At 69.5% G+C, this 12536-nt stretch carries 7 protein-coding genes; all 7 read left to right on the top strand.

Going from position 1 to position 12536, the window contains the following annotated elements; all coding sequences use genetic code 11:
- Positions 1 to 174 precede the first annotated feature (174 nt).
- The 7 genes from HLH27_RS06660 (at position 175) to HLH27_RS06630 (ending at position 12522) form a co-directional block, all read left to right on the top strand.
- The gene (locus HLH27_RS06660) at positions 175 to 1377 is read left to right on the top strand and encodes a sigma-54-dependent transcriptional regulator (protein WP_182948922.1); all 1203 of its coding nucleotides are present in this window, start codon (positions 175 to 177) and stop codon (positions 1375 to 1377) included.
- A 2-nt stretch (positions 1378 to 1379) separates the two neighbouring features.
- On the top strand, positions 1380 to 2591 hold the full coding sequence (locus HLH27_RS06655; protein WP_246375575.1) for a sensor histidine kinase: 1212 nt from the start codon (positions 1380 to 1382) through the stop codon (positions 2589 to 2591).
- A 275-nt stretch (positions 2592 to 2866) separates the two neighbouring features.
- The gene (locus HLH27_RS06650; protein WP_182948920.1) at positions 2867 to 4087 is read left to right on the top strand and encodes an MFS transporter; all 1221 of its coding nucleotides are present in this window, start codon (positions 2867 to 2869) and stop codon (positions 4085 to 4087) included.
- A gap of 68 nt (positions 4088 to 4155) precedes the next feature.
- The gene (gene nirB, locus HLH27_RS06645; RefSeq protein WP_182948918.1) at positions 4156 to 7050 is read left to right on the top strand and encodes a nitrite reductase large subunit NirB; all 2895 of its coding nucleotides are present in this window, start codon (positions 4156 to 4158) and stop codon (positions 7048 to 7050) included.
- A 6-nt stretch (positions 7051 to 7056) separates the two neighbouring features.
- On the top strand, positions 7057 to 10968 hold the full coding sequence (locus tag HLH27_RS06640; RefSeq protein WP_182948916.1) for a bifunctional nitrate reductase/sulfite reductase flavoprotein subunit alpha: 3912 nt from the start codon (positions 7057 to 7059) through the stop codon (positions 10966 to 10968).
- A 40-nt stretch (positions 10969 to 11008) separates the two neighbouring features.
- A complete protein-coding gene (locus HLH27_RS06635) occupies positions 11009 to 11590 on the top strand; it encodes an ANTAR domain-containing response regulator (protein WP_182948914.1) in 582 nt (193 codons plus the stop codon).
- The gene (locus tag HLH27_RS06630) at positions 11587 to 12522 is read left to right on the top strand and encodes an ABC transporter substrate-binding protein (RefSeq protein WP_182948912.1); all 936 of its coding nucleotides are present in this window, start codon (positions 11587 to 11589) and stop codon (positions 12520 to 12522) included. Before HLH27_RS06635 ends, HLH27_RS06630 begins: the two co-directional genes overlap by 4 nt.
- Positions 12523 to 12536: the final 14 nt, after the last annotated feature.

Genomic DNA, 12536 nt, shown 5'->3' with positions numbered 1-12536 from the left:
CAAACAGTGTATGGTACCCGGACGGATTTTTATCCCATTGTAAGAAAAGGATGTTTTCGGGCTCGCCGCCTCCCCCTGTCCGCCAGCGGACAAACTGTCCGAAACCGGACAGCCGGGCGGCCCTGTCAAGACGATATCCAGGCGACCACGCAACGAATCGGGAGCAACCACACCATGACGGACCCGGCCACGCAGCCAACGGTCCTGTTCGTCGACGACGACGCCGACATCCAGTCCGCCGCCCGCCTGCTGCTGACGCGGCGCGGCTTCCGCGTCCTCGCGGCGCACGACGCGGCAGAAGCCCTCACCCATGTGGCCGCCGAGCCGATCGACCTGGTGCTGCTGGACCTCAACTACGCGCCCGGCGCCACCACGGGGGCGGAAGGGCTGGCGCTGCTGCGCGACCTGCACGCGCTGCGCCCCGCCCTGCCGATCATCGTCGTGACGGGCCATAGCGGCGTCGCCATCGCCGTCGCCGCGATGCGCGAGGGCGCCACCGATTTCGTCATGAAGCCGTGGCATAACGAACGGCTGGTCACCCTGCTGCACGACACGCTGGACCGCCGGCGGCGCGAAACCCGACCGCCCGAGCCCGACACCCATGCCGCCGAGCCGGTCCTGATCGCGGTATCGGCCCCGATGCGCGCCCCCCTCGCCCTGGCCGACCGCATCGCGCCCACCCGCGCGCACATGCTGCTGTCCGGCCCGCCCGGCAGCGGCAAGACCCTGCTGGCCCGCCGGATTCACGCCCGCTCTGGCGACCCGCACCCCCCGGTCCTGATCGACGCGGACGGCCTGTCCGCCCTGCCCGCCGAGCGCGGCACCTGGATCCTGCGCGGCATCGAATCCCTCGCACCCACGCTCCAGCGCGCCCTGGCCGACCGGCTGGACGGTGCCGCCCCGCCCCGCGTCCTGGCCCTGTCGTCCCTGGGGGCGGAAGAACTCGCCGCCCGCCTGCCGCCGCGCCTGTGGCTGCCGCTGGACGCGGTCCGCGTCGCGCTGCCCCCGCTGGCCGAACGCCCGGACGATATTCCGGTCCTGGCCACGCATTTCCTGCATTATTTCGCCATCCGCCACGGCCTGCCCGAACCGGTGCCGGACGCCGCCGCCATCGATGCGCTCCGCCAGCGCCCCTGGCCGCAGAATGTCCGCGAACTGCGCGCGGCGATGGAGCGGATGGTGGTGCTGGGCGATGCCGACGCCCCCCTGTCCCCCGACGGCGACCGCGCACATGACAGTCCGACACTGGCGGAATCCGAACGCGCGCTGATCGAATCCGCCCTGCGCCGGCACGGTTTCAACGTCTCGCATGCGGCGCGCGACCTCGGGCTGACCCGCCCGGCCCTGTATCGCCGCATGGCGCGCTACGGGCTGTAGCGATGCGCGCCATCCGCAGCGGGGTCATCTGCATCGCCCTGGTCGCCGGCACCTGCCTGCTGGCACCACGCGCGCTGGCGGCGGGGCTCTATGCCACCACCGCGCTGCTGGCACTGGCGGCCACGGCCGCTTCGGTCATCCACCTGGCCACGTTGGCCCGCCTGTCGCAGAGGCCGATGCGGGTCGAAACCTCCATCGTCCGCCCCTCGGACCGCGAGAGGCTGCGCAACCGCGCCCTGCTGGACCACGCCCCCATCCCCCTGCTCTACCGCACGGGCGACGGCGCGCTCCACGCCGCCAACCGCGCCGCCCGCCACCTGTTCGGCACCGAGGACCGCCTGCCCGCCGACACGGCCGCCCTGCTGGGCACGCCCTCGGCTGAACGCCGCATCGTGCGCATTCCCACCATGCAGGATGCCCCGCCCCGCACCTTCGCGCTGGCGGTCGCGCAGGGCAGCGGCTCGGGCGGCGTCACGCATTTCCTGGCCCTGACGGATATCGAGGCGGAACTGAACGCCGCCGACGCCCGCACCCTGCGCGACCTGCTCCAGATCCTGGGCCACGAGATCATGAACTCCCTCACCCCGATCGTCTCGCTGGCCGAAACCGCCCATGAGATGGCGGAACACCCAATGGACCCGGCGACGGCGGACATGATCCACGAGGCCCTGGGCACCATCCTGCGCCGCACGCGCGGGCTCGACCGTTTCGTGCAGGGCTATCGCGACCTCGCCCGCCTGCCGCCCCCCGACCTGCGCCCGACCGACCTGCACGACCTACTGCGCGCCCTCGGCGCCCTGTTCGGTGCCCGCTGGCACGGCCGGGTGCATCTCGAAACCAGCGTCCCCCCACGCCGCGTCATCGTCCGCCTCGACGCGCCGCAGATGGAACAGGCGCTGCTCAACCTTCTCAACAACGCGGCGGAGGCCGCACTTGCCGCCGCCGATCCCGCCGGCCCCACCGGCCCCACCGTCTGGCTCCAGGGCCACGCCACCTCGACCGGCATGGTCATCGCCATCCGCGACAATGGCAGCGGCATCGAGGACACCTACCGCGACGCGATCTTCCGCCCCTTCTTCTCGCTGAAACCCAACGGCAACGGCATCGGCCTCAGCCTCGCCCGCCAGATCGCCCAGGCCCACGGCGGCTCCCTCACCCTGGACCCCCCGCGCCCCGATACGCCATGGCGCACAGCCTTCCTCCTCAGCCTCTAGAACCTGCCTGGCAATGCGCGCTGGCGACGATCCGACGCGCGCTTCCTCCGCTCCGATGCTCGCAGACCTGCCCGACGGAATATTATTTTGACTCCATATCATTCTTGCTGGATAATAATTTCCAGATCCCGCTCCATACCGGTTCCCGCCAACGGCGGCGGATGAACCAGGCGCGGCCAGAAGCAACACGACGAGACACCGGGAAGTCAAAGACGGCTTTCATGCCCGCCGAGGGCGCGTTCTCCTGATGCCAGGCGGGCGCTGGATGCTGCACCGTGGACAAGGGATTTTTCAAGGCCGGCAATCCGCGCACGCTGCTGGCGGCCTTTCTCTATTTCGATGTTTCCTTCATGGTCTGGGTCCTTCTCGGCCCCTTGGGCATCGCAATCGCGCATGACCTGCATCTCGATGCAGGACAGAAGGGTTTCCTCGTCGCCGTCCCGGTGCTGGCCGGCGCCCTGTTCCGCGTCGCCGCCGGCGCGCTGGTCGACCATTGCGGTCCCCGCCGCGTCGCCATCGCCATGCAATTGCTGGTCATCGCCGGACTGGCCGCGACGTGGCTCGTCGCGCCCCACAGCTATGCGGGCCTTTTCCCCGTCGCGCTGGTCCTGGGCGTGGCCGGCGCCTCCTTCGCCGTGGCCCTTCCCCTCGCCTCCGGATGGTACCCGCCACAGTACCAGGGCACTGCCCTGGGCATCGCGGGCGCCGGCAATTCCGGCACCGCGCTCGCCGCCCTCTTCGCCCCCGGACTGGCGGTGCTCTATGGCTGGGTAAACGTGCTGGGCCTCGCCACGCTCCCGCTGGCCGCGATCCTCTGCGCGTTCCTGTTCCTGGCGAAGGAACCGCCACGGCACCCCGGCGCCGGCATCGTCGCGTGGCTCCCGGTGCTGAAGACGGCCGATTGCTGGGTGCTGATGTTCTTCTACGGCGTCACCTTCGGCGGCTTCGTCGGGCTCGCCTCCTTCCTGACCATCTATTTCAACGATCAGTACGGCCTGCCGCCGGCGGTGGCGGGAAGCTGCACGGCGCTGGTCGTGTTCGCGGGCTCCTTCGTCCGTCCGCTGGGCGGCGCACTGGCCGACCGTATCGGTGGCGACCGCGCGCTGTGCATTCTCTACGGCCTGGCAGCAGCAATCTTCGCCCTGGTCGGTTGCGGCCTGCCGACGATCTGGCTCGCCTTCCCGGCGTTCTTCGCGGGCATGCTCGTGCTGGGTCTGGGCAACGGCGCGGTGTTCCAGCTCGTACCGACCCGCTTTCCCCACCAGGTCGGCATCCTGACCGGGCTGGTGGGCATGAGCGGCGGCGTCGGCGGCTTCTATCTCGCCTCCTCGCTCGGGGCGGCGCGGCAGTCGACGGGCTCGTACGGTCCCGGCTTCCTCGCCTTCGCGGGCATCGCCCTGCTCGCCGTTCTGTGCGTCTCCGCCTGTCGGCGACGCTGGAAAGCAGCGTCGCCGGCACAGGCAACCGGCCTGGAAGAACTCTCCGCATCCCTCTGACGCCCACCCGCGACAGACCCCCCAGCCCCGGCCCCGATCCGGCGGACGATATCGAGCGAGAAACGACCATGACCAGCACCGGAAACATCGTCATCATCGGCAACGGCATGGTCGGCCATTACTGCGCCGAACAGCTCGTCATGCACGGCCTGCACCACCACCACGCCATCCACATCTTCGGCGAGGAACGGCACGACGCCTACGACCGCGTGCATCTCACCGCCTACATGGCCGGCCAGGATGCCGCCGCCCTGGCCCTCCACAGGCAGGATTTCCACGCCGCCCACGGCATGACCCTGCATCGCGGCATCCGCGTCACGGCGATCGACCGCACGGCTCGGACCGTCGAAAGCGACGAGGGCGCGCTGCCCTACCACACGCTCATCATCGCCACCGGCTCCACGCCCTTCGTGCCGTCCGTGCCTGGCAACAGCGGCACCGCCGGGCTGGTCTATCGCACGCTGGATGATCTGGACCAGATCCGCGCCGCCGCCGCAGGTGCATCCCGCGGCGTCGTCATCGGCGGCGGATTGCTGGGGCTGGAGGCCGCCAATGCGCTGGCAGGCCTCGGCCTGGCCACCTCGGTCGTCGAATTCGCCCCCCGCCTCATGCCGGTCCAGCTCGATGACGAAGGCGGCCAGGCCCTGAAGCAGCGGATCGAGGCCCTGGGCATCGCGGTGCTGACCAGCCGCGCCACGCGGGAGATCACGGCCGGGGAAACATGCCGCCACCGCCTCGTCTTTGCCGATGACGGCATTCTGGAAACCGATCTGGTCGTCTTCTCCGCCGGCATCCGGCCGCAGGACCGGCTGGCCCGCGACTGCCATCTCGCCGTCGCCCCGCGCGGCGGCATCGTCATCGACGATGCGTGCCGCACGTCCGACCCCGCCATCTTCGCCATCGGCGAATGCGCGGCATGGAACGGGCAGGTCTTCGGCCTGGTCGCGCCCGGCTACGCCATGGCCCGCACCGTCGCCTCCATCCTGGCCGGCGAGGACGCGGCATTCGGCGGCGCCGACATGTCCACCAAGCTCAAGCTGCTGGGCGTCGATGTCGGCTCCATCGGCGATGCCCACGGCGCAATCCCCGGCAGTCGCAGCTACCGCTTCATCGGCGAGGCCGACGGTTCATACCGCCGCCTGGTCCTGTCGGGCGACGGCACGCGGGTAGTCGGCGCGGTACTGGTGGGCGACAATTCCTATTACGACACGATCCTGCAATATGTGCAGAACGCCATCAGGCCGCCCGCCGATCCGGCGGTGCTGATCCTGCCGCGCGGCGAGGGCGCTGACCTGCTGGGCGCCGACGCCCTGCCCGATACCGCCACCATCTGCTCCTGCCACAACGTCACCAAGGGCGCGATCCGCACCGCCATCGACGAAGGCTGCACCGATCTGGCCTCCCTCAAGCAATGCACCAGGGCAGGCACCGGCTGCGGCGGCTGCGCCGCCCTGCTGAAGAACGTGTTCGAGACCGATCTGGAAGCCCGCGGCATCACCGTCGACCGCAGCCTGTGCGAGCATTTTTCCCATACAAGGCAGGAACTCTATTCGCTGGTCCGCGTGCACGGACTCCAGACTTTCGAAGAGCTGATGGCCCAGCATGGCAATGGCGGCCTGGGCTGCGACATCTGCAAGCCCGCCATCGGCTCCATCCTCGCCTCGGCGTGGAACAAGCCGATCACCGACCCGCTCCATATCCCCCTGCAGGACACGAACGACACGTTCATGGCCAACATGCAGAAAAACGGCACCTACTCGGTGGTACCGCGCATCGCCGGGGGCGAAATCACGCCCGACAGGCTGATCGTTCTGGGCCAGGTCGCGAAAAAATACGGCCTCTACACCAAGATCACCGGAGGCCAGCGCATCGACCTGTTCGGCGCCCAGCTCCACCAATTGCCCGACATCTGGACCGAACTGCTCGATGCGGGGTTCGAGACCGGCCACGCCTACGGAAAATCGACCCGCACCGTCAAATCCTGCGTCGGCAGCACATGGTGCCGCTACGGCGTGCAGGACAGCGTGGGCAAGGCGCTGGACCTGGAGAACCGCTACAAGGGCCTGCGCTCGCCGCACAAGCTGAAATTCGCGGTCTCCGGCTGCACGCGCGAATGCGCCGAGGCCCAGAGCAAGGATGTCGGCGTCATCGCCACCGAAAACGGCTGGAACCTCTATGTCTGCGGCAATGGCGGCATGCGGCCCCGCCACGCCGAACTGTTCGCGACCGATCTCGATGCCGAAACGCTGGTCCGCTATATCGACCGTTTCCTGATGTTCTACATCCGAACGGCCGACAGGCTCCAGCGCACCTCCGTCTGGCGCGAAAATCTCGAAGGCGGGCTGGACTATCTGCGCGATGTCATCATCCACGATTCGCTGGGCATCTGCGCCGAACTGGAACGCCAGATGCAATCCGTGGTGGACCATTATCACTGCGAATGGCGCGACGCGCTGAAAGACCGCGACAAGCTCAAGCGCTTCCGCACCTTCGTCAACGATACCCGTCCGGACCCCAACGTCCGCACCCTGCCGGAACGCGACCAGGTCCGCCCCGCCGACAATCTGCCCGAAACAGCCCCCCAGCCCGGCCCCGCCGACTGGACCGACCTCTGCGCCCAGACCGACCTCGTCGCCCGTTCCGGCGTCGTGGCGTGGCACGCGGGCAGCCAGGTCGCCCTCTTCTACCTGCCCGCATCGACCGGCGAGCCCGCCCGGGTCTACGCGATCGACAACCACGATCCGTTCTCCAACGCCAATGTCATCGGCCGTGGCCTGATGGGCGACCTGAAAGGACAGCGGATCGTCGCCTCCCCGCTCTACAAACAGCATTTCCGGCTGGAAGACGGCCAGTGCCTGGAAGATGCCGCTATCCGCCTGCGCACATGGGATGCCCGGCTGCATGACGGCAGGGTGCAGATCCGGGCGAAACTCCCGGCAATGCCGGACCTCCTGCCCACCTGACGCATCATGGCGAAGGAAGACATCCGCTCCGTCTGTCCCTATTGCGGGGTCGGCTGCGGACTCATCCTGGAGGTCGAGAACGGCCGGATCGCGAAGGTGCGCGGCGACCCCGCGCACCCGTCGAATGCCGGCCGGCTGTGCACCAAGGGCAGTTCCTGCGACAAGCCCCTGTCCTCGCCCCAGCGGCTGACAGGCGCCGCCCTGCGCACCGCACGCGGCGACGAACCCACGCCCGTCCCGCTGTCGGATGCCATCGCAACCACCGCCCGGCGCCTGCGCACCATCCTCGACACGCACGGCCCCGACGCGATTGCCTTCTACGTCTCCGGCCAGATGTCGCTGGAAGCGCAGTACCTGGTCAACAAGCTGGCAAAGGCCTATGTCCGCAGCCAGCATATCGAATCCAATTCCCGCCTCTGCATGGCCGCCGCCGGCAGCGGCTACAAGCTTTCGCTCGGCGCCGACGCCCCGCCCGGCAGCTACGAGGATTTCGACAGCACCAACCTGTTCTTCGTCATCGGCGCGAACATGGCCGATTGCCACCCGATCCTGTTCCTGCGGCTGATGGACCGCAAACGGGCGGGCGCGAAACTCATCGTGGTCGACCCCCGCCGCACCGCAACGGCCGAAAAGGCCGATCTGTATCTTCCCATCCGCCCGGGCACCGACCTCGCCCTGCTCAACGGCCTGCTCCATCTGCTGGTCCGCAACGGTGCCATCGATCCCGGCTTCATCGCCCAGGCCACCACGGGGTGGCAGGCCATGCCCGCCTTCCTGGCCGATTACCCGCCGGAAACCGTGGCCGGCATCACCGGCCTGCCGGTCGCGGACATCCTGACCACCGCACAATGGATCGCCCAGGCCGACGCATGGATGAGCCTGTGGACCATGGGCCTCAACCAGAGCCTGACGGGCACATGGAACACCAATGCCCTGTGCAACCTGCACCTGGCCACCGGCGCGATCTGCCGCCCGGGCTGCGGCCCCTTCTCGCTGACCGGCCAGCCCAACGCCATGGGCGGGCGCGAGATGGGCTATATGGGCCCCGGCCTGCCCGGCCAGCGCAGCGCACTGGTCGCCGCCGACCGCGCCTTCGTCGAACGGCAATGGGGCCTCGCCCCCGGCACGATACGCGCGGCCGGCGGCCAGGGCGCGATCGCGATGTTCGAGACAATGGAGCGCGGCGACATCAAGGCCTGCTGGGTCATCTGCACCAACCCCGTCGCCACCGTCGCCAACCGCAACCACGTCATCCGCGCGCTGCAAGCCGCCGAATGTGTGATCGTGCAGGACGCCTTTGCCGACAGCGAAACCACGCGCTACGCCGATATCCTGCTCCCCGGCGCGCTGTGGGCCGAGGCCGACGGCGTGCAGGTCAATTCAGACCGCACCCTGACCCTGGCCCGCCAGGCCGTCGCCCCACCGGGCGAGGCGATGGCCGACTGGGCGATCATCGCGCAGGTCGCCTGCGCCATGGGTTTCGCCGACGGTTTCTCCTTCCATTCGGCCGCCGAAATCTTCGCCGAGGCCAGCCGCTTCACCAATCCCGGCACCGGCTACGACATCGCCGGCATCACCCACGACCGCCTCCGCGCCGGCCCCGTCCAGTGGCCCGCACCCGAGGGCGACACCGCCGCCCGCCATCCCATCCGCTACCTGCCCGCTCCGGGCGGCCCCCCGGTCTTCGCCACGCCGGACGGCCGCGCCATCTTCCACGCCCGCCCATGGATGCGCCCCGAGGAATGGCCGGACGACACCTTTCCCTTCGTGCTCAACAGCGGCCGCCTGCAACATCAGTGGCACACCCTGACCAAGACCGGCCGCGTGGAAAGCCTCAATCGCCTCAACCCCGGCCCGTTCGTCGAAATCGCGACAGAGGACGCCCGCACGCTGGGCCTCGCACCGGGCGACAGCGTCCGCATCGCCTCCCGCCGGGGCAGCATCATCCTGCCGGCCCGCATCGCCCAGGCCGTCCGCCCCGGCACCTGTTTCGCCCCCTTTCACTGGAACGACCGGTTCGGGACGGACATCGCCGTCAACACCGTCACCTCCGACGCCGTCGATCCCGTGTCCCTCCAGCCCGGCTTCAAACTCTGCGCCGTCGCGCTGCAACGCGTCGCGGCACCCCAAGGACCGAACGACATGTCCCCCGGACCGATCGCCCGGCATCTCGGCCTGGCCGCCCCCGAACCGCTCGCCCTCGATGAAGACGCCAAAGCCTGGCTCACAGGCTTTCTCGAAGGGCTGCGCCTCGCCCCACCCGCCCCCGGCACGCTGCCGCTGATCCCCGCCCACGCACCGCTCGACCCGCTGGCCCGCGCCCGGGTCGGCGGCCTGCTGGCCGGCCTTTACAGCCGGGGCGCGCCCGAAGACACGCCCACGCCGACCCCGACCCCCGCCATCCGCATCTGGTGGGCCTCGCAGACCGGCCGCGCCGAGGCCCTCGCCGCCACGGTCGCCACATGGCTGCGTCAGGCCGGCCACCCCGTCACCATCGCCTGCCTCGACCAGTGCGGCTCCGGCGACCCGGGCTCCGGCCGCGCCCTCTTCATCGTCTCCACCTTCGGCGACGGCGACCCGCCCGACTGCGCGGGCCCCTTCTGGGCCGCCCTGCGCGCACGTCAGGCCCCACTGCCCGACCTCACCTGCGCCATCCTGGCCCTGGGCGATTCCTCCTATGCCGGCTTCTGCGGCTTCGGCCGCGCGCTCGACGCCCACCTGCGCGCGCTCGGCGCCACCATGCTGCTGGACCGCGTGGACTGCGAACCCGATTTCGAGGACACGGTCGAGGCCTGGCGTGGCGCCCTCCTGACAGCCCTCGGCTCCCACACCACCCCCGACATCCCCGATATCCCGGCACCGGCACCCGAGCCGCCTACCCAAGGCACCCGCGACACCCCGGCCCTCGCCCGCCTGGTCCTCAACCAGAGCCTGTGCCCCGATGGCGCGGACAGGGACACCCGCCGCATCGGCCTCGATCTCGGCACCACCGACCTCGCCTGGCAACCGGGCGACGCACTGGGCATCTGGCCCTGCAACCCGCCGGCCCATGTCGAGGCCGCCCTCGCCGCCCTGCGCCTGCCCGACGACACGCCGATCGTCCTGCGCGGCCACGGCACGGTCGGCCTGCGCGAGGCCCTGCGCCGTCATCTGGACCTCTCCCGTCCCAACCCGGCCCTGCTCGCGGCCCTGGGCCGGACCGAGGGCGGCTTCCTCCCCGACCTGCTCCAGAATGTCGCCCTCGGCGTCACGGCGCAGGACATCCCGCCCATGTTCCGCCGCATGCAGCCACGCCTCTATTCCATCGCCTCGTCGTCCAGCCTGTCCGGCCGCGTCGTGGAACTGACCATGGGCGTCAGTCGCGACCCCTGGCCCGGCCTGTGCTCCACCTGGCTCGCCGCACTGGCGCAGGACGAGCAGGTCCCGGTCTTCATCCAGCCGACCTCCCATTTCCGCCTGCCGGACAATGACGACGCCCCGATCGTCATGATCGGCCCCGGCACCGGTATAGCCCCCTTCCGGGCCTTCCTTCAGGAGCGCACGGCGCGCAAGGCCACCGGCCGCACGTGGCTGTTCTTCGGCGAACGCTACGCCGAACAGGGATTCTATTACCGGCACGAACTGGAATCCTGGCACGCCGACGGCGTCCTGACTCGCCTCGACACCGCCTTCTCGCGCGACCAGCCCACGCGGATCTACGTGCAGGACCGCATGGAACAGGCCGGGGCGGAATTGTGGGACTGGCTGCAAGCCGGCGCCTTCGTGTATGTCTGCGGCGACGCCGCCCGCATGGCACGCGATGTCGATGCCGCCCTGCACCGGATCGTCGCCCGTCACGGGGGCCTGTCCGCCGCCCAGGCCGCCGATTTCATGACCGCACTGACGCGGGAGAGCCGCTATCTGCGCGATGTTTACTGATGACCCGGCCGATATCCCCGGCCGCCCGGCCCGGCCGCCGATGACCGTCCTCGTGGCCGACGAGAACACGCGCCGCGCCCGTGCCCTGTCGGACGATCTGCGGGCCGACCCGTCATTGCGCGTACTGTCCATCCCCGCCGGCACCGCCCTGATCGACGCGGTGCGCCGGTACCAGCCCGACGTGATATTGGTCGATATGGGGCGCGCCGACCGCGACGCGCTGGACAGTATCCGCGCCCTGTCCCAGCCCGCGCTGGAACGTCCGGTGGCCCTGTTCGTCGATCGGGACGATGTCGAACTGATGGAAACCGCCTTCGATATCGGCATCTGTTCCTACAATGTGCTGGAAGCCCCGCCAGACGACGTCAAACCCCTGCTGCGCGCCGCCATCGCCCTCTACACCCGCTTCCAGCGCACACGCGGCGAACTGACCGAGGCCCAGCGCCAGCTGGCGGAACAGAAGCTCATCGACCAGGCGAAGAGACTCTTCATGAAGAACGAGAACACGACGGAAGATCAGGCTTATCGCTGGTTTCGCCGCCGCGCCATGCAGACGGCGCAGCGCATCGCCGCCGTCGCCGCCGATTATCTGGCTGCCCATGGCCGGGACGGCACACCATGACCCGCCCCCTGCGGATCGGCCTGCTGCGGCTGACCGACAGCGCACCGGTCGTCATCGCCCGCAACCACGGCCTGTTCGCGCGGCACGACATCGCGGCCGAAATCGTGGTCTCCCCCTCCTGGTCCAACATCGCAGACGGTCTGGCATGGAAAATGCTCGACGCTGCCGTCATTTTCCCCCCTCTCGCCATCATGACCGCACTCGGACGGCGCGGCCACCCCGCCTCCCTGCGCCCCCTCTGTACGCTCAGCCGCGGCGGCAACACGCTGATCCTGCGCGGCACCAACCCGCTCGCCACACCATGGCCGGCCGGCGCGCAGGGACGACAGGCGTTCGACCGGTGGCGGCACACGATGGACCGCCGCCCGCGCCTCGCGGTGGTCCACATGTATTCCACCCATCTGCTCATCCTGCGCCGCTTCCTCGGCATGATCGGGGTGGATATGGACAGCGAAATCGAACTCGTCGTCATGCCCCCCGCCGACATGATCGGCGCGTTGGCCGATCGCGCCATCGACGGCGGCTGCGTCGGCCCCTCATGGGGCACCGAGGCCTGCCTGCGCGGCCTCGGCTTCCTGGTCGGCGGCTCCTCCACCGTCATGCCCTCCCATCTCGAAAAACTCCTGGTCATCTCGGATACGATCACCGACAGCGCCGACCGCCTCAAGGCCGCCCTGCATGACGCCGTGTTCTACTGCCGGGCCCGCGAAAACCGGCAGGCCATCGCACACGACCTCGCCCGGCCGCCCGAGGAAGGCGGCCTCGCCCTCCCCGCCCGCGCCACCCTCGCCACACTCGACGAAACCACGACGCCGGAACCCGTCACCTTCGTCGCCGAAAATGTCACGAATCCCGATTACGAATGGATCACGCAGGACATGTCCGCTCTCGGCTGGATCGACAAAAACGACCGGCAGACCCTGCGCATTTAGGGAATGACGCAGGA

The sequence above is a fragment of the Gluconacetobacter takamatsuzukensis genome, from assembly GCF_014174275.1.
GTDB classification, from domain to species: domain Bacteria; phylum Pseudomonadota; class Alphaproteobacteria; order Acetobacterales; family Acetobacteraceae; genus Gluconacetobacter; species Gluconacetobacter takamatsuzukensis.
This window is presented reverse-complemented; position numbering and strand designations above follow the sequence as displayed.